Consider the following 19,580-nt stretch of genomic DNA (forward strand, 5'->3'; position numbering starts at 1 on the left):
CGCGGATTCAAAGCCTCTCTGTTGCAGTCGCGACGTCGCTCGAGCGCACCAAGCGGATCGGAACACCCTTGAACGACGGCGTGAAGCTCATGGGATCGCGGGCATAGAGCGGCACCAGCGGATTGGCCTCCGGATAATAGGCTGCACAGCAGCCGGCCGGAAACGAATGACCGACCACGCGGAAGTTACGCACGACCCGCTCGACTCCATCGGTGGATTCCGTGATGAGGTCCACGCGGTCGCCCTCGGCAAAGCCGCGCTTTTTCATCTCGTATTCGCTGAGGAACACCACATCGCGCTGTCCGAAGACGCCGCGATAGCGATCCGACATCGAGTAGAGCGTGGTATTGTACTGGTCATGACTGCGGATCGTGCTGAGCCATAGGAAATCGGGATCGCATTGCTTTGGATCCTCGCCACATCCCTCGAATACCAGGAAATTGGCCTTGCCCGACGAGGTGGCCCAGATTCGTTCCCGCGCCGTCGAGGTCAGATGGAAGCCGCCGGGTACGCGGATCCGCGCATTGTAGTCCTGGAAGATGGGGAAGACCGCCTCGATGGCATCGCGGATGCGATCGTAATCGTCAACAAACCCATCCCATTCAACTACCGTGCGGTCGCCGAGGGTGGCCTTGGCGACGCCGGCAACGATCGCCACTTCGCTGAGCAGATGCTCTGACGCCGGCGTGTTGCGGCCACCCGAAGCGTGGACCATCGACATGGAATCTTCCACCGTGATGGATTGAGGTCCCGTCGCCTGGACATCGATTTCGGTGCGGCCGAGACAGGGCAGGATCAGGGCGGCGCGACCATGGATCAGATGGCTTCGGTTCAGCTTGGTGGAGACGTGGACTGTCAGATCGAGCTTGCGCAGAGCCGCCTGCGTTGCACGCCGGTCGGGAATGGCAGCGGCGAAATTGCCGCCCATGGCGAAGAAGACCTTCACCTCGCCGCGGATCATGGCTTCCAAAGCCGTCACGACATTGTGTCCCGGCTCTGACGGCGGCTTGAAGCCGAAGTGGTGTTCGAGCCGCTCGAGAAAATCCGGCTTGGGGACCTCCGTGATGCCCACGGTGCGATCGCCCTGCACGTTGGAATGGCCGCGAACCGGGCAAACGCCGGCACCCTCGCGTCCCACATTGCCGCGCAGGAGCGCAAGGTTGGCGATCTGCTGCACGTTGTCCACGCCTCGCTGATGCTGGGTGATCCCCATGCCATAAACGAGAATGGCGCGCTCCGACTTCCTATAGGCTTCGGCCGCGCACGCCATGTCCTCGCGCGTCAGGCCGGACTGACGTTCGATGTCTGGCCATTGCGTTCGCTTGAGGTCGTCAATCAGCGCTTCGATCCCCGTGGTGTGCCCCTTGATGAAATTCCAGTCCAGGATCTCCGGCTGCTCGGCGGCGCGGGCCGCGTCATCCAGCTCGACCAAGATCTTCATGATACCCTTGAGGACCGCGACGTCGCCGCCAACACGCACTTGGAAAAGCTTCGAGCTGATCTTCGTCGACGTCAGCGTGATCATCTCGACGGCACTCTGCGGCGCCTGGAAGCGCTCGAGCGCCCGTTCGCGAAACGGGTTGAAGGAGATGATCGACGCCCCGCGGCGCGACGCATTGCGCAGGCTCGTCATCATCCGCGGGCTGTTGGTGCCCGGGTTCTGGCCGAAGATGAAGATGCAGTCGGCCTTGTCGAAATCCTCCAGCAGCACCGTACCCTTGCCGACGCCGAGCGATTGCGGCAGGCCGACGCTGGTCGCCTCATGGCACATGTTCGAACAGTCGGGAAAATTGTTGGTACCATATTCACGGACGAAGAGCTGATAGAGGAATGCTGCCTCGTTCGAGGTCCGTCCGGACGTGTAGAACTCCGCCATGTTCGGATCCGGCAACGCCCTCAGCTCACGGCCGATCATGTCGAAGGCATCGCTCCACTCCACCGGAAGATAGCGGTCGGATGCGGCATCATAGGCCATCGGATGCGTGAGCCGCCCGACCATTTCGAGATCATAGTCGCTCCAGGTTGCCAACTCCGAGACGGTATGTGCAGCGAAGAATTCGCGCGTGCATCGTTTGGACGTTGCTTCCCAAGCGATTGCCTTGCCGCCGTTCTCGCAAAATTCGAATGACGAGGTATGCTTCGGATCAGGCCACGCGCAGCCGGGACAATCGAACCCCTGCGGCTGGTTCATGCGGCTCAGCGTCACTGCGCCCTTAATCGGCACGCGCTGCACCAGCAGGGCCTCACTGAGTGCCTTCAGCGCTCCCCAGCCTCCGGCAGGCTCACGATAGGGACGAACCGATTTTCTTTTCATCGAAGATATCTCTGAATATGGTGATCCCATCGAAGTTAAGGATCGCAGCAGCTGTAGCGTCTTTTCAAATCGGCCCTCGAATTTCGCAATTGCACACCTTCAGTCCCGCTGCGAGCGCGCAGGCCTTGCGGACGTCGATAGTGCATTCCGGAAAAAAGAGCGTCGTTCGCGGAAGCTGGACGGACAGGACGAAACTAGGCTTCAACGCTGGAGTCTCGCTGGAGGCTCGACAATGCGTTGAGGAGCGACCAACATGTTTTCACGACGAGAATTGCTGGCTATGTCAGCGGCGGGCGCCGCAATGGTCGGCTCCGGTGCGCAAGGCGCGACCTTCGGTAACCCGGATGAGCCGCCGCAGGGGGCGATAAATGCCAAGAATGCCAGCAGCCTGAGCGATCACGGGCCACAGAATCCGGCTCTGGGGAAGCAATTTCCCTCCGCGCAGACGCCGCCGGCGACGGATGTCGGCGGCCTGCCGATGAATTGGGCTTCCTTCAACAACGCGCCCAGGCGCATCCAGAACGGCGGCTGGGCCCGCCAGGTCACTGTTGCCGACTTCGCGCTCTCGAAGGAGATCTCCGGTGTCAACATGCGACTGTCCGCCGGCGGCATCCGCGAACTGCATTGGCATCAGGCGGCCGAATGGGCGATCATGACCTACGGTGGCTGTCGCATCACCGTGCTCGACGTCCAGGGCCGCCCTTATGTGGCCGATCTCAAGGCCGGCGACCTCTGGTACTTCCCGTCGGGCGCGCCCCATTCCCTGCAAGGACTTGGTCCCGACGGCTGCGAGTTCGTGATCTGCTTCGACGACGGCCACGCCAACGAGTTCAACACACTGCTGGTGACAGATTGGTTCGCCCATACTCCGCCGGAGGTGCTGAGCAAGAACTTCGGCGTGCCGGCCGAAACCTTTGCCAAGATTCCGTTGCACAATCTCTGGATCTTCCAAGGCACGCTTCCCGGCGATCTCGCCACAGATCGTGCCTTCATCGCCGAACATGCCGAGGCGCCGCCTTATCCCTTCGTCTATCCGCTGGCTAGTTCCGCACCGCTCAAGGAGAGTGCTGCGGGAAGCATCCGAGTCGCCGACAGCAGCAACTTCAAGGTGGCAACCACGGTTGCGGCAGCGCTGGTGACGATGCCGCCGGGCGCCGTCCGCGAGATGCATTGGCACCCGAACGCAGACGAGTGGCAATACTACATCAAGGGCAAGGCGCGAATGACGGTGTTCGATACGGGGCCCAACATACGCACGACGGATTTTTCCGCGGGGGACATCGGCTATATCCCGCGCAATCTCGGACACTACGTCGAGAACGTCGGCGATACCGATGTGCAGTTCATCGGTGTCTTCCGGGCTCCGCGCTACGAGGAGGTATCGCTCTCCAACTGGCTGGCGCACACCCCGCCGAGGCTGGTCGCCCAACACCTCAACATCGACGAGAAGTTGATCGCGCAGTGGCCGGACAACAGTCCAGGCGTCATGCCGAAGACCTGACGGGAACGGCGCCGAAGCCGGCGCCCTTTCTTTATTGCTTGATTGAGCATGGCTGCTATCCAGCGGAAAGCCACCACAACGGGCGGCATTCCGCCTGGTCGCTACTTGCGGCCAGTACGAGGTCGTTCCCAAAGGAACTTGCTCTTGAAGACGCGGAAGCCGATAGCGAAGTAGAGCAGCCCCAGCGGAAAGACGATGAGGGCCTTTCTCCAGGACATCACCCGACACGGTCAGGAGAGACCCGACAAGCAGTGATCGCTCGGGATCATCGACGCCGGCCCGCTCCTAGCCGGCAACGACCAGGGATCTGGCTTGCATCACGGCGCCAATTTCCCGCGAGATCAGGCCTCAGCGCGCTGCGGCCTCGTCGGGCAGCAGAACGCGGCGTGCATGCGTGAAAACGCCGTATCCGTCGTCGCGGGCGATCGCAAGCAGAGTGATGCCCGCCTCCTCCGCGGTCCGGATGGCGAGTGCGGTTGGAGCGGATACGGCCACGACGACCGGTGCGCCGATCCTCGCGGCCTTCTGCACCATCTCGACCGATACGCGGCTGGTCAGCAGCACGGCGCCGTCGACAGCGGGGCGTCCCTCGCGTGCCATCGCACCGATCAGCTTGTCGAGCGCATTGTGCCGGCCGACATCCTCGCGCACCAGACCGATGCCGGTGCGCGGATGCCAGAACGCCGCCGCGTGGACAGACCGCGTCTGCTGGTTCAGGACTTGGAGCGGGGACAGCGCCTGCATGGCGCCAAGCAAGTCCCGCGCATGAAAGACGATGTTTCGGCTCGCGACCTGCGATGGCGGGCGGCATGCCTGTTCGAGGCTCTCGATGCCGCACAGCCCGCATCCGACGGGCCCGCTGATGGCGCGGCGACGCGTCGCCAAGGACGCGGCGCGGTCGCCATCGAGCCACATCCGAACCTCGACACCCAGCTCGTTCGGGAGAATCTCGATGCTTTTGATCTCGCTCGCGCGTTCGACGATGCCTTCGGTGAGGCTGAAGCCGATACCGAAATCCTCGAGATCGCCCGGGGTGCCCATCATTACCGCATGGGTCGATCCGTTATAGGTAAGCGCAAGCGCGGTCTCTTCAGCGACCAGGCGCGAAGTCGACCGTATCTGACCGCCGCGCCAGGCGATCTCCTGATGCCGGGTGAACGTCGAAGCCGTCATCATGGCCTATACCGTCGCCGGCTGGACGTAACGGGATTCACGGCTATCGAGCGCGAAGCTGAATGCGATGCCCGCAGCGAACCCGCGCCGCTGCGGAGCGAACAGCGCGCTGACCCCGTGATCAGCTCGACGACGACCATGCCGGTCGGCACATCTTGAGCTTACGAAGTCGGACCGGTACGGCCGGTCTCGTACAGGAACCAGATTCGTCGCTCGGTCTCGTCGATCCAGTTCTCCAGGAGGCTTGCTGTGGCGACGTCGCCGTATTCATCGCAGAGATCGTGAATTCGGCGCATCTCCCGCGTCAGCTGCTGGTTGTCGCTGCGCAGCTCAGCGAGCATGTCCTGCGGGTCGACATAGTCGGCGTCGTTGTCCAGAATTCGCTGCTCGCGGGCAATGTGGCCGATCGAGCGCAGGGTGGTGCCGCCGATCTTGCGGGCGCGTTCGGCGATATCGTCGGTCATCGAGAAGATCTGCTCGGCCTGCTCGTCGAACAGCAGATGGTAGTCGCGAAAGTGGCGGCCGGATACGTGCCAATGGAAGTTCCTGGTCTTCAAATAAAGGGCGAATACGTCGGCGAGCAGCGCTCTCAACGCGGCTGGCACGTCCCGGTTCACATTGGCACCGAGATCGGTCGGTGTCTGGAGTTCGACTTTGGTCATCATCGTTATCCTTGCTTGGAGATTGGAGAATTCTCGCCGCGGTGAGGTCCGAGGGTCATTCGCCGTCCGTAGTTCTGTCTCGTACGCGCGCCAGCGACATCGTGCCGAAAACGCCGTCGCGCCGAACCCATGCGTGGAATAACCCCGCTGCCAGATGCAGCAGCACGAGAGCAAAGAACGCAAAGCCCAGATAAACATGGGCGTTCCAAAACAGCGTGTGCGCATGGTCGCTCTGCGGCAACAATGCTGGAATTTGAATGCCGCCGTAGAGAACGACCGGATAGGACGCTGTCCAGAGCATGCCGAGGCCGAGCAGCGGCATGACGATCATGAAGCCATACAGCAGTAGGTGCGACGATCTTGCTCCGAGCTTCACGGCTCTCGGAAGATCGTCCGGCAATGAAGGGACGCCGTAATACAGCCGAAGTGCCAGCCTGATCAGAACGAGGCCCAGCAAGGTGACGCCGAGCGTCTTGTGGATGAGAATCAGCGGAAGATACTCTGGTGCGACTGTCGAGACCATGCCGGCACCAATGAAGAGCATGGCAAGGATGCAGGCCGCCATCAGCCAGTGCAGGAGCCGCTGGACCAGCGTGAAGCGATGAGAAGCTTTGATCACGGCTTTGCGGCTCCGGTACGCGGATAGTCCTTGGCTTCCGCGGCGCGCAAGTCATAGGACCTGCGATAGACCGATGAGCGCGCGGCCGGGAACGGATCGTCGGACACTCGGATTCCCTCGGGCAGGACGGTGGGATCGAAGTTGATGTCGCGGCACGGTCCATCGCGCTCCGGTTCGATCCGCTGCACGATCAGCGTTCCGACTTCAATCTTGCGACGGGTCTCCGGCCAGGCTTTGCTGGGGTCTGCGGTCGGATCACCGGGATCCGCGACGGTCGTGACCATGGTCCATCGCAGCGGACCGGCTGTCCGGACCCGCTCCGCGATCTCCTGCTCGAGATAATCGGGAGCACGCTTCTCGAGATCGGCTTGCGAGATCGGGACAGGTTGTGCCGCGGGCAGCAGCGACCATCGCACCGCGTGATTGCCGCCCTTGGCATTCGTGAAAATGAAGCTGTTGAGACCATGATAAGACTCCTCCGCATAGCTGGCGGTCCACGGCGCCGCCTTGGCCCAGGCCGAGAAACGACCGAACTCTGGATTTGCCTGAATGAACGCCTTCATCGCGTCCGGATCCTTCTTGCCGGACGCGATCAGCAGGTCGTGAAAGGCTTGGGGGGTCGAGACCGCGAAGAACGGTGGGTTGATCATCGCCATCCGCCAGACCTCGCCATCTGCCGCGATCTGAAGTCCGAGACCGCGCACGCGCACGGTCGCGTCTACCGCGTTCGGATTGGGGGTACCGAGATTGAAGCGGCCGAGAGCCGGATATCTCCCCTGCAGGAAGACTTTGGCTCGGGAGAGTTCTACGCCGTTTCCGTTGGCCTCGAACGTGCCGGTGAAGCAAATTCCCTTGGCGTGGTTTCGCCGGTGTCCGAGTGGTGTAATGCCGGATGGCGTCAGCGCCTCGATCATCCGTTCGGGCGTCAAACGCCCCGGCGAGAGCCATCCTGCGGTGTAGGCGAACGCAGCTGCGCCACCGCCCACGACCGCCGCAATCAAGATGAGCGATCCGAGGCTCGACCACGGTAGTTTGCCTGGTAGATTCATTCAGTCTCCTTCCGAGCCACAAGCCGCCCGGCGAGCGGAGCGAAACGGTCGCATTGTCGGATAACGAGAAGGTTTCCTAGCCGGCCGGCGCGGCTCCGATCTTCTTAGACTCAACGCCAATTTCGCAAAGGCACGCCTCGTTCATGCCTTCCGTGCGGCTGGACACGACTTACTTGCGCCGCGGTTCGGGCGCTCTGAAAATTCTCCGTGCTATATGAAAATTGTACGTAATGCGCGAAAGACCGCCCTCGCACCTCGCCCTAAGTCACATCCTCTTCGCGCATGGGTAACGACCGCCAGACGACGGGTCGCGTCAGCGGCGAGGCCATCCTCGCGGAGACGGAATGCGAGTGGGGATCCAATGAGCAAAGTGATCGTCGTAACGGGAGCTGGAAACAACATCGGGCGAAGCATCTGTGAGGAACTGGCGCAGGCGGGGCACACGGTCTACGTCTCAATGCGGGAAGCGGGCGACCTGAGCGAACCTGGCTCCGGCAGGACGGGGCCACAGGCCGCTGAGCTTCGTACCATCGACTTTGATATCTCCTCGGCAGCCTCCGTGACCGCGGCCATTGCAGGCGTCATCGCCGAACACGAACGCCTCGACGTGATCGTGCACAATGCGCGACAGGTCCTCTATGGGCCAACGGAAGCCTTTACGCCGGAGCAACTCGCCGAACTCTACGAGATCAACGTGCTGAGCGCGCAGCGCCTCAATCGGGCGGCGTTGCCGCAATTACGCAAACAGGGCCAAGGCCTGATGATATGGATCACATCGAGCTGTGCCTCTGGCGTCGCGGTGCCATTTCTTGGCGCCTATGCGTCGTCGAAAGCCGCCATCGACACGCTAGCGCTTGCTTATGCCGGCGAACTCGCACGATGGGGGATCGAGACCAGCATCGTCGTTCCGAGCGCTCTCGGACCCGGCCACTACGTTCGCTCCGGTCGGCCAACGGACACCGCTCGCGCCGAGGAATACGCCGACGGCCCGACCGGCGATGTGACGGAGACCGCGCTCGCGGGACTGGCGCAGTTTTCGCCCAGGGATCGGGCTCCGCAAGACGTCGCGAGAGCCATCGTCGATGTCGTGAATATGCCATTGGGGCGGCGGCCGCTCAGGGTTCATTTCGATCCCGATGACGATGGCGCAGCCGCCATCGACGCCATCGCCGGCCGCGCACGCGCCGAATTGCTGCGCCGTATCGGACTGGAGGACTTCTTCTCGCCGGTGATCATCGGCTAGAGCCGAGCGCCGTTGAGTGACATATCGCCGCATCAAAGGCTGAAAGCGCAAAAGCTCCATATGCGGCCGTGACATGCGGCGCATAGCGACCATCCTTTACGTCGATATGGCCCGATGTTAGTTTTGAGCATGCACAACCTCCACACGTCCTAGCGAGGTCCCGAGTTCTAGAACCCGACAAGTCGTTCGTCGGTTGAACTCCTAGAGGGGCCGCCAGTTGGCAGAGCGATATTGACATGGCCGCTGCTCTCCCATCTGACCAAGAGAGCGCCTCTCGGGAGACTTTCGTCTTCGGCCCGTTTCATCTCGACGCCGGGCAGCGGCGGATTGAAAGGAATGGCGAGCAAATCCAGCTGTCGGCGCGGGCCTTCGACATCCTGCTCACATTGATCCGACAAGCGGGAACCGTCGTCAGCAAGAGCGATCTGATCACCAGAGCGTGGCCCGGCTCCAGTGTCAACGAGAACAGCTTGCGCGTTCACATCGCGGCGCTTCGCAAGGCGCTCGGAGTCGGCAATGCCGGCGTCCGCTATCTGAGCACCGTCTCCGGAAGGGGCTATTGTTTTGTCGGGTCGATCTCCGAGCCCGACGAGGTACAACCGGAGCCGTCCAGTCTTCCTGATGTCCACAACCTGCCGGCGCGTCCCCGGCAGATGGTGGGACGTGAAAGAACCATCCGGGAAATATCCGAACGGTTGCGAGTTCAGCGTTTCGTAACCGTCGTCGGGCCGGGCGGCATCGGTAAGACGACGGCGGTCGTTTCGGTCGGTTACACCCTGCTCGCCGAATTCGCAGGCCAGGTCCGCTTCGTCAGTCTGGGCGAGACTTGCGATGCCGCCCTCATGCCGGCCGTCGCCGCAGCTTCGCTTGGCTTGCCGGCCAGATCGAACGATCCCTCGACGGATCTTGCGACTCTCCTTCGCGGCAAGCGCATGCTGCTCATTCTGGATTGTTGCGAGCATGTCATCGATGCGGCGGCCGCACTGGCAGATCGGCTCTTTCAGGAGGCACCGGAGTTGCACATCCTTGCCACCAGCCGGGAGCTGTTGCGTGTCGAGAGCGAACATGTCTATCGCCTTCTGCCACTGGCAAGCCCGCCGGAGAAGGCCATTCTGACTGCGGCAAGCGCGCTGGCCTATCCCGCCGTCGAGCTCTTCGTCGAGCGTGCGACGTCCACAGGGAGCGAGTTCGCGTTGACGGATGCGAACGCCTCGGACGTCGGAAACGTCTGCCGACGTCTCGACGGCATTCCGCTGGCAATCGAACTCACCGCGGGCCATGTCGGCGCATACGGCGTCGGCGCAATGCTCCGACTCCTCGATAAGCAATTCAATATGCTCTGGGAGGGACGGCGCACTGCTTTGCCACGCCACCGCACGCTACGCGCGACCATCGAATGGAGCTACAATCTCCTGCCCGGAGCAGAGCGCGAGGTTCTCAATCGGCTGTCCGTATTCGTCGGCAGCTTCACCTTAGACGCCGCGCAGGCGATTGCCGCGACTGCAAAGGACGATGGCGCCATTCCGGCGATCATCGACAGTCTCGTCACCAAATCGATACTTGCGTCGAGCGCCGATCGGCAATCGACCCGCTATCGGCTTCCTGACGCCACCCGGGCCTACGCGGAGGAGCGGCTCGCCGCCGACACCGATGCCGATGAGGTGGCGTGGCGTCATGCCAACTACTTTCTCGCCCTGCTCGAGGACACGGATGGCACGGCGAGCGACGGTTTCTCGACCGCCGCCGATCAGTTCGGCAACATACGAAGTGCTCTGGTATGGTGCTTTTCGGACCGGGGAAACCGTGGCATCGGCGTTGCGCTCACGGCCGCAGCGATTCCTCTGTTCTTCAAATTGTCGCTCCTGGCCGAATGCGAGCATTGGGCTGCCCGTGCCCTCGAGGCTCTCGATGAAACCGCCGAAAGCGCGAAACACAGTCTTGTGCTCTACGCCGCACTCGGATCCGCCCGAACACTCACCGGGCAACTTGACGATCTGGCCATGATCTGCCTCAACCGCGCGCTCGCGCTGGCAGAGAAGAACGGCGACCTCTCCGGCCAGGTCCGGCTGATCAATCGGCTGCATCTGCTCCAACTGCTCACCGGAAAATTCGACGACGGCTTGACGACGGCCAGAAGAGGCGAGCGCGTTGCACTCGAGAGCGGCGATCCCGGCGCCCTTTCCCGCATGCGCGTGGCGCTCGGCATCTCCTGCCATTATCTCGGCAACCTTGCCGCCTCCCGCGCGTACATAGAGGCGGCGATGTCGCGTCCCGATGCGAATGCGGATGTCGATGGCGAGCCGACGCTCGACTACCCCGGCCGCGCGCCAATCACCTTGGCCCGCAACCTTTGGCTCCAGGGATATCCTGACCGGGCCATGGAGACAGTGCGAAAGGCCGTTTCCGATGCGCGCACCATGAACCACCCCACCATGCTCTGCCGGGCGCTGCTCTGGGCATTCGACGTCTTCTATTGGAACGAGGAACTGGACAGTTACGAGGATTCTATCGACACGCTTCTGGCCGAGAGTCGCACGCACAAGCTCGCCACGCTCCACATCGCCGCAGAAGCCATGAAAGGAATTGCACTGCTCGCGCGCGGAGCCGATTCGGGTCTCCCGTTGCTGGAGGGCTCGGTCGAGAAGCTGCAGGACCATCGTTTCGGTGCGGTCGCAGGGTTGAGCGTACCGCTTGCTGCGGCGCTGGCGGCGGCAGATCGCGGCGACGCGGCGCTGGAAACGATCAACCGGGCAATTGCCCAGGCGCGACGTTGCAGCTTCCTGCTGGAGATGCCCGACATGCTGCGGGTGAAGGCCGAGGCGCTGATACGGAAGGCCACGCCGGACGTGTTGCTGGCGGAGCAGACCCTCGAGCATTCCCTCGAATTGGCCCGCCAACAGGGTGCGCTCGGTTACGAGCTGCGTACGGCAATCGCTTTTGCGAAGTTGCGGCAGCGGCAAGGCCGCCACCGGGACGCAGAGGAACTTCTTGCGCCTGTGTATGCCCGATTCACCGAGGGATTCGGTGCACGCAGTCTCAAGACAGCATCGGATCTGCTCATCGAGCTGCGTTTCTCCCGGTCGGACAAGCTTGCGGTTCACTAAGCGAGCTCGTGCGCCCGCTCCGAGACATCGGACGCCACGCCGCGACGTGAGCTACCAAGCCGACAGCTGCGCCATCATTGTCCTCGCGCGGCGCAGATCGGAGATCTCGAAGCCCTCGGTAAACTTGCCGTACACGGAATCGAGAATATGCCACGCCTCGGCCGACCGGCCCTGGCCGATCCGCAATCGTGCCAGGCTGATCGTCGTTCGCAGTTCCCAGAACAGAGCTCCTTGGCCCCGCGCCACCACCAAAGCCTGGTCGAAGGCCTGCTCGGCGGCGGCCACGGAATGATGCGCGCCAGAGCGCAGCAGCAATTCGCCCTTGATGCGCCAGAGTTCAGCTACATACCAACCCTCTTCACGCGCTTCGCATAGCGCAAGCGCCTCTTCGGCGGTTGCAAGCCCTTGCGAAACCTCGCCGGCTTCTCCAAGACATGCCGCCAGTTCTCCAAGAGGAAGCAAAAAACGCGGCAGGAATCGCGCCTCGCCCGCCATGCCTAGCGCCTTGCGTAGCAAGGACAGGCCGCCTTCAAGGTCGCCACCGCGCGCCATCACCATCCCCCTGAAGGCGCGCGCCCAGACGTTCCACAGCCGGACCGGGTGCCGTTCGGTCTGCTCGATCAGCATCGCGTAGTAGCGCTCCGCCAGGGTGAGATCACCGGCGAAAAAGGCAACTGGGCAGGCGTCCTCTCCGAGCAAGCTGCAAAACGTCAGGGCATGACCACTCGTGCGACCTTCCTCGAGATTGCGATCGACCACGCTCAGCGCCTGGTCGACGCAGCCGAGCAGCCAGAGGATGCGGGCCTGGACGCAATACGCTGAAGCGCGCAGGTCGAAACGGGAGCGAAACACCTGCGGCTTTGTCGTGAGATCGTAAAGACGGGCCAATGCCCGGTCGATATGACGGCGCGCCAGCCGCTGGTCGCCGAGATAGTGCATCGAAGTAGCGAGGAGCCGTTCTGCCATCATCCGATCCACGGAGTTGCGTGATCCCGCCACGATATCCGCAAAACGGCGCGCGAGACCGAGTGCCTTGCGAAATTCGCCATTGTTGAATCGATCGATGCACAGCCCCCAGAGCGATCGCAGCAGATAATCGTCGTCGCCGAGTTGCTCGGCGAGCCCCAGCGTTTCGGCCCAGGCAAGACCCGCCTCCCCGGCTCTTCCAATACCATGCATCAGCGACCAGCCGCGCGCAGCCAACAATTGCATGCGCAGCTGCGGCGCATTCGCAGCACTCCCCTCGAGACGAGCCAACGCCAGGTCGGTCCGCTCGCGGCACTCGGCAAACAGTGACAATTGCATCCATAGCGGGACCGCCGCAACGGTCAGCGCTGCTCCGATCTGCGCGTCCCCCGCCGGCGAGAGGGCCCAATCGAGGCTGGATCGCACGTTATCGATATGGCGACCATAGAACGTAAGCCACTCGGACTGCGGCTGCTCGCTATCGGCTTCGGTTCGCGCAAAGAAGCCGCGGTAATATTCGGCGAGACGCTGCGCCGCGCCGGCAAGCTCCCCGCGGGAGCGCAGCTTTTCCAATGCGTATGCGCGCGTGGTATCCAGCAGTCTATAGTGAGCATGATCACCGCCAATGTCGACAAGAACGAGCGACTTGGCCACCAGATTCGCCAGCCGACGCGTCACCTCGCTCATGTCCTCGCCAGCCACCGCGATCGCGGCTTCGAGCGAGAACTCTCCGGCGAAAACGCCGAGCGGCCGCAAGATCCGCGCCTCCACCTCCGGCAACAGATCGTAACTCCAGTCGAGCGTCGCACGAAGGGTTTGCTGCCTGGGTAATGCCGTCCGACGGCCGGTCGTCAGGAATTTGAACCTGTCGTCCAGGAGCACAGCAATCTTCGCTGGACTTAGCATCACCGTGCGCGCCGCCGCGAACTCGATCGCAAGCGGAATCCCGTCGAGCCGCCGGCAAATGGAGGCAACCGCTTCGAGATTTTCCTCATCCAGCGCAAAGTTCGAACCGAGCGCCCTCGCCCTGGTCACGAATAATTCCACGGCGGTATAGGCAAATGCGCCGCCGCATCCGAGCCGGGATTCCGGCGGCACGCCTAGAGGAGGAACGCGATAGACGTGCTCGCCGTCGATGCGCAGCGCTTCACGGCTGGTCGCAACGATGGTGGTCCCGGGACAGCGGCTGACGATCGCGTCGGCCAGTTGGGCCACCGCTTCGACGACATGCTCGCAATTGTCGATGATGAGCAAGAGCTGCCGCGCGCCGATCGCACGTGCGACCGCCCCCGGCGAGATGTCCTCTCCTTCGAGCTTGACGCCGAGCACGCCGGCAACGGCCGAGCAAACCATTTTGGGGTTGGACAACGAGGCAAGCTCGACCATCAACCGATCTGCCGCAAAGCCGGGCGGCGGCTTTCTGGCGGCTTCCAATACAAGCGCCGTCTTGCCAATGCCCCCAGGGCCGACAAGGCTAACCACTCGATACGCCGAGAGAAGCTCCCACAGATGCGCGATGGCGGTGGCCCGCCCGATCAGATCGAAGGATGCGCTCGGAATGTTGGTCGAGCGCAATTGTTCGGATGCGACAGATTGCAAGGGCGCATTCATCTGGCGGATCTGCCATGTCCCCTGCAGGCGATAACCGCGTCCGACCTCGGTTGCGAGCATGTCGCGGCCCGAACCAAGGGCTCTTCGGATCGCCGCAATGTGCACCCTGAGTGCGCTCTCCTCGACGAAGACGCCCCGCCAGACGCGCTCGACCAAATCGTTCTTGGTAACCAGATCGCCTTCTGCCTGGACCAACTCCGCGAGTATCTCAAAGGCGCGTCCGCCCAGAGGAACGACGTCTCCCAGCGAGCGCAATTCGCGCCTGGCAAGATCGATCTCCCACTCCGAGCAGGTGTAGACGGGACGCTGGCCTGTCTCAGCCATGATTGGCACGGCCCCGAATGGTTTCATTGTCTTGCGTGCAAGTCTATCACCATCCTGTCAGGAGACACAGCTAGTCCCGCGGAAGACCGCCGGACCCGGCTTCTGGTACCCCTCACCTGTCAACAGCCGCGGCAGATCGCTCCTTCCAGCATTTTCTCGAGCCGGGCATCTTCCTTGTCGATGGCCGCGTCCGTGCCGAGCAGAGGCCGTTTCATCGCATGACCGTCGCCCTCCGACGAGGGAAGTGCAATGCCGAGCGAGTTCGTTCCAGGCGCCGCGGCACTCGTACCGAGAGCACCGCCTCTCGCCGTCGACATATGCGATCCCATGCCTGTGTGGGCAGATGCCGTGCCCGAAAGTTCAAGACAAGCTATCACGCAGAGGAAAGAGAGCAGTTTCATGGTTTGCATTCCGCATGTTCGATGACTGCCCTTTAAACTGGACGCCGCGACTGATACGACCACGCACGATCGCGCGAACGATTATGACAAACGTTACAGAATTCGACGTCGGAGATGGACCATTCCTCCTCAATCGCCCGCGTACATGCCTGCTACCCAACTCGTCTTCGCGCAAGAGTGATGCGTACCGGACAAGTCTTTACGACTGCATTGCCTATATGACTCGGCACAGAAGACGATTCGGAAACGTCACCAGCCGAGCAGCGACAATCGCCAAGCGACACTCCGCGCCTCACGAGTAATGGAGAGTCGATATGAGTGTATTCAAGACCATGATCGCCGCGGCGCTGATCTCTACGGCAACGATATCCTCGGCCTCCGCGACCTGGTCCTTCGCCGACCAGGAACCCGCGGCATTTGCATCAATGTATCCGGATCGCGACGTGCTCAACCGAGGCGCGCTGACGCCGGCAGGACGGATTGGTCTGGAGCGGCCCGGTGGCGCCGCGCCGGTGTTCGGAGCACGCCATCCCACGTCTATCAATGGCATCGTTGATGGAGCGACAGACGGGCAGCCTGCGTACGCAGCTGACCACGCCCATCCGTGAATCCGCACGGGAGTGCGCCCGCGCCAAGCGGCGCACCCCGCCGGGCCCACACTGCGGCAGCCACGTAATTTCGCGGACCAGCAGCTGCGCACCGAGCCGGCCACGACTCCGTGCAAAGGCGAAAGCGATCGTTCGATTGATGCTGCTGATCCGGCATGCGCGTGCCCATGTTTGACGTGCGAGCCGAGGCGTTCCCGGCGTCGCTTTTTCAAGGAGACATGCAATGACTACTCTGAAGCTCTTGTCGGCCGGACTGGCCGTTGCGGCCCTGATTGCCTCCCCCGCGATGGCTCGCGAAGGCAGCAACAACACGCGTCACACGAACGTCGACTCCTATGCGTCGGTTCAGCGCGTGCCGGTCACTGCCAAGCGCAGCTGCGTTCGCGCTCCCGACGTCGGTGCGTACGCGACTGCTCCGTGGCACCGGCCTCCATGCGAGCCTACCTCTGGCTACTGAGCCCGTGGACCGGACAGACCCTTGGCTGCAAGGCAAGCGACAGGCGCTGAGCCGAGGAAGCTCCTCGCAGCGTTGAGGGCCTTTGTCTCGCTGACGGAAGAACGGCAGTCTCATGCAGCGCCGTTCTTCCGATCAGCACGCTGCACTCGGCCGCTATTTCCCGATGGCCAGATCAAGCCGACCGGGCGGCATTGCGCCGTCGACTCGGCGCTGGCTGCTGAGGCATTTATTGCTGGTATCGCGCCAGGCCAGAAGATGCGCGGCCGGCGGAATCCGCGATCGTTGAAGGCCTCCATCGAAACGACCGTAGCAAGACGCGATTTAGTCGCAGGTTAAGGGTGCAAGATCGGGAAATTTCAGACGCCCCCACACCGATTATCGTCACGAATTCCTGTATGGAACAACCAGCATATCGAACACTGGCCCGACGGCGGAGGCCCGAGGGCGGCGAAGGTCTTCTTGACATGCCAACGGCCTCCCCTATACGAGACCAAGGCATAGTCATGCTTCCATATTATTGCCAAGTGACGGTGGTCCTCGGGGGCCATGACTTTGCCGGCATCGCGACTGTGAATCTGATCTACGGATCCCAATGTCGTCTTCGCCGGCCAATCGAACCTTTACTTTCGGAAACTGGCTCATTGATTGCCAGCGCAGGGAGCTGAGACACGACAACGTCGCGGTGCCGATTGGCAGCCGTGCGTTCGAGCTTCTCGAGAAGCTGGCGGACTCTGCCGGCCTGCTGGTGACCAAGGATGAATTGATCGGGACCGTCTGGTCGGGCCAGGTCGTCGAGGACAACACGCTCCAGGTCCATATTTCCGCCATTCGCAAGGCGCTCGGCAAGGATCGCGATCTCCTCAGAACGGTCTCAGGCCGAGGATACACCCTCGCCGGAAGCTGGCGAAGCGGACATCCGGATCACGGGGCGGCCACTACGATATCCGCTCCGTCCAGCTCCTTCTCGAGCAACCTTCCGAATATGCGTGCGCCTCTGATCGGTCGCGAGGATTGCCTGACCGAACTGGTCGACATCCTGTCCGCATATCGGGCGGTGACGCTCGTCGGCCCCGGCGGCATCGGAAAGACGAAGCTGGCCATCGAACTTGCTCGGCACGTCGCGTCATCGTTCGGCGAGTCCGTCGCACTGATCGAGCTCGCGTCCTTGCAGGATCCGGCACTCGCGATCGCTGCAACGGCCCGCGCCCTGAAGCTTGCCTTGAACGACAAGAACGTCTCCTCTGCAAGCATTGCCGAGGCCATCGGCACTCGGCGCCTGCTCCTCGTGCTCGACAATTGCGAGCATGTCATCGACGTGGCCGCACAAATCGCCAGCGCGGTACTTCGCAATTGTCCGAATGTCACCGTCCTTGCGACCAGCCGCGAAGGGCTGCGCATCGACGGCGAATACGTTGCAGCCATCCCGCCGCTGTCAGTCCCCGGACCAGATATCCTGGATCCCGATCTGCTTCTTCGGGAAAGCGCGGTGCAGCTCTTCGTCGCACGCACGCGGGCGCTGCGTGCAAGCTTCGTTCCCGACCCAAGCGATTTGCCCAAGATAGCCGCCGTCTGCCGGCGGCTCGACGGAATTCCGCTCGCGCTGGAGTTCGCCGCAGCCCGGGTCGCGAATCTCGGGGTGGACGCCGTGTTGACACGCCTGGACCGGCGCTTCGAGCTCCTGAGCAGCGGTCGTCGCGACCAGCTGCCCCGGCACCAGACCCTGCGAGCGACGCTGGACTGGAGCTACGATCTGTTGTCGTCCGAGGAGCAGAGGCTGCTTTGCCGGCTCGCGGTGTTTCCGGCCGGCTTCACGCTGGACGCGGCCATTGCAGTGGCAGACGACGACCTTACACGATCGGACGTCATAGAGACGCTGTTCAATTTGGTCGGCAAATCGCTGGTCGCTCTGGATCCCTCCTTCGAGGGGCGGTGGCGCCTGCTCGAGACGACGCGTGCTTACGCCTTGGAGAAGCTGGCGCGAGCGGGCCTCGTCGCGCAAGTGACACGACGGCAAGCGAGCTTCCTGAGGCAGCTCGTGACGCCGCTTGGCGACACTTCCCCAACCTCTGACGATGTTTCCCGCCTCGCCCAGGAGATCGAGAACGTGCATGTCGCGCTCGACTGGGCCTTTGCGCCTGATGGCGATGCCGCGCTCGGAGTCGAGCTGACGGCGGGCTTCGTTCCGGTATGGATGCAGTTACTGTCCTTCGTGGAGTGCTCCAGCCGGATCGAGCACGCCCTCGCCCATCTCGGCCCTGAGCTCACCTCCGATCCAAGGCTCAAGGCGCAGCTCCATGTCGCATTGGGATTCGCCCTTCTCAACACTACCGGCTCTGCCGACCGCATGAAAGCGGCCCTCAACATCGGCCTCGTGCTCGCCGAAGAAATGTCCGATCTCGAGCTGCAGCTCAAGGCTGTATGGACGCTGTGGAGCTACAATCTCAACTCGGGCCAATATGACGCCGCCAAGTCCGTCGGCGAGCGATACCTCGAGATCGCCCTGCGAACGGAGAATCCCGCCAACGAGACCGTAGGTCGACGCCTGATCGGCGCCGCCGCGCATTTCTACGGAGCGCAAGAGGATGCGAGGCGGGAGCTCACCCTGTCCCTGGATCACGAGGCTCACGGATTGGAGGACGGCCCGCACCAGATGTGGTTCCTGCTCAACCAGAGCGTTTTGGCCAAGGCCATGTTGGCCCGCGTCCTGCTGCTACAGGGACAGGTGGTGCAGAGCAGGGCTCTTGCCGCCGAATGCCTCCAGGAGGCGGAGCGGGAGAAGGACAAGCTTGCGATTGCCTACGCGTTGCGGAACGCCGTCTGCCCGATCGCTCTCATGACGCATGATCTCGCCGCGGCCGATCAGGCGATCTCGGCACTTCTCGAGCTCGTGACCCGCGAGGGAATAGCTTTCTGGACGAGCTGGACGTCGTGCCTGAAGGGACAGCTGCTCGTCCTGGAAGGTCAGTACGACAATGGAATAGCGTTGCTGCGGAGCGGACTGAAGGCGCGGGCCGAGAATGGATGGCTGATGCGCAATCCCGAGTTTCTGGGTTCACTCGCCGAAGGCCTGCTTGCGACCGGTGAGACCGCGCCAGCCTTGGCCGCCGTCGAAGAGGCCTTGAACATCGCCAGGCAAGGCCGGCAATTGTGGTGCCTTGCGGATCTCTTGCGCATCAAGGCTGAAATTCTGCTGGTCGATGCTCCGCTCGATCTCTCCCGGCCGGAACTGCTGTGCGCCGAAGGGTTGTCCGTTGCAAGAGAGCAACAATGCCGCTTCTACGAGCTGAAGATCGCTGCGGCTTGGGCAAGGATCATGGCAGGATCGGACCGCAAGCAGACCGCGCTCGATCTCGTCGGCCCGATCACGGCGATGTTCGACCGGGAAGTCGATCTTCCCGCGCTCGCATTCGCGCGCGGTCTGGTTGCAAGCCCGGCGACGGCACGTGGCGGCGGCCGATCCGCTTCCTGCACCTGCCATTAGCCAAAGCGCTTCTTCCCCCAATCCTGCGGACGACGCTGGATCACGATCTCTCGATGACGACTGCTGG

At 62.6% G+C, this 19,580-nt stretch carries 12 protein-coding genes; 5 read left to right on the forward strand and 7 right to left on the reverse strand.

Translation table 11 applies throughout. The annotated features are described in order from the left end of the window. Positions 1–7 precede the first annotated feature (7 nt). On the reverse strand, positions 8–2,314 hold the full coding sequence (locus ASG57_RS17300; protein ID WP_024338391.1) for an FdhF/YdeP family oxidoreductase: 2,307 nt from the start codon (positions 2,312–2,314) through the stop codon (positions 8–10). 253 nt (positions 2,315–2,567) lie between these two features. Between ASG57_RS17300 and ASG57_RS17305 the strand changes: the two genes are divergently transcribed. Continuing rightward, a complete protein-coding gene (locus ASG57_RS17305; protein ID WP_024338392.1) occupies positions 2,568–3,815 on the forward strand; it encodes an oxalate decarboxylase family bicupin in 1,248 nt (415 codons plus the stop codon). A 348-nt stretch (positions 3,816–4,163) separates the two neighbouring features. Here the strand turns inward: ASG57_RS17305 and fdhD are convergent, their stop codons facing one another. From fdhD to ASG57_RS17325, 4 genes are all read right to left on the reverse strand, one after another. Continuing rightward, a complete protein-coding gene (gene fdhD / locus ASG57_RS17310; RefSeq protein ID WP_024338393.1) occupies positions 4,164–4,991 on the reverse strand; it encodes a formate dehydrogenase accessory sulfurtransferase FdhD in 828 nt (275 codons plus the stop codon). Between the two features lie 158 nt (positions 4,992–5,149). Then, on the reverse strand, positions 5,150–5,650 hold the full coding sequence (locus ASG57_RS17315) for a Dps family protein (RefSeq protein ID WP_024338394.1): 501 nt from the start codon (positions 5,648–5,650) through the stop codon (positions 5,150–5,152). A gap of 55 nt (positions 5,651–5,705) precedes the next feature. Then, complete coding sequence (locus ASG57_RS17320; protein ID WP_024338395.1) at positions 5,706–6,269, reverse strand: cytochrome b; 564 nt, start codon at positions 6,267–6,269, stop codon at positions 5,706–5,708. Then, a complete protein-coding gene (locus ASG57_RS17325) occupies positions 6,266–7,318 on the reverse strand; it encodes a catalase family peroxidase (RefSeq protein ID WP_024338396.1) in 1,053 nt (350 codons plus the stop codon). Before ASG57_RS17325 ends, ASG57_RS17320 begins: the two co-directional genes overlap by 4 nt. 361 nt (positions 7,319–7,679) lie before the next feature. Here ASG57_RS17325 and ASG57_RS17330 point away from each other — a divergent pair, with 361 nt between their 5' ends. Further along, a complete protein-coding gene (locus ASG57_RS17330) occupies positions 7,680–8,561 on the forward strand; it encodes an SDR family NAD(P)-dependent oxidoreductase (RefSeq protein WP_024338397.1) in 882 nt (293 codons plus the stop codon). Between the two features lie 236 nt (positions 8,562–8,797). Next, positions 8,798–11,665 (forward strand): ATP-binding protein, encoded by a 2,868-nt coding sequence (locus tag ASG57_RS17335; protein ID WP_024338398.1) that lies wholly within the window; start codon positions 8,798–8,800, stop codon positions 11,663–11,665. A 51-nt stretch (positions 11,666–11,716) separates the two neighbouring features. On the opposite strand, the gene ASG57_RS17340 is transcribed toward ASG57_RS17335, so the two are convergent. Further along, positions 11,717–14,497: an ATP-binding protein gene (locus ASG57_RS17340; RefSeq protein ID WP_244490933.1), complete on the reverse strand. Its 2,781-nt coding sequence runs from the start codon at positions 14,495–14,497 to the stop codon at positions 11,717–11,719. A gap of 188 nt (positions 14,498–14,685) precedes the next feature. Next, a complete protein-coding gene (locus ASG57_RS17345; protein WP_230646679.1) occupies positions 14,686–14,883 on the reverse strand; it encodes a hypothetical protein in 198 nt (65 codons plus the stop codon). A 398-nt stretch (positions 14,884–15,281) separates the two neighbouring features. Between ASG57_RS17345 and ASG57_RS17350 the strand changes: the two genes are divergently transcribed. Together ASG57_RS17350 and ASG57_RS17355 are read left to right on the forward strand one after the other, a co-directional pair. Continuing rightward, positions 15,282–15,575 carry a hypothetical protein gene (locus ASG57_RS17350; protein WP_024338401.1) on the forward strand — a complete coding sequence of 98 codons (294 nt, stop codon included), beginning with the start codon at positions 15,282–15,284 and terminating at the stop codon, positions 15,573–15,575. 1,139 nt (positions 15,576–16,714) lie between these two features. Beyond that, on the forward strand, positions 16,715–19,513 hold the full coding sequence (locus ASG57_RS17355; protein ID WP_230646680.1) for an ATP-binding protein: 2,799 nt from the start codon (positions 16,715–16,717) through the stop codon (positions 19,511–19,513). The last annotated feature ends 67 nt before the right edge of the window (positions 19,514–19,580 follow it).

The organism is Bradyrhizobium sp. Leaf396, assembly GCF_001424605.1.
In the GTDB taxonomy this organism is placed as follows: domain Bacteria; phylum Pseudomonadota; class Alphaproteobacteria; order Rhizobiales; family Xanthobacteraceae; genus Bradyrhizobium; species Bradyrhizobium japonicum_C.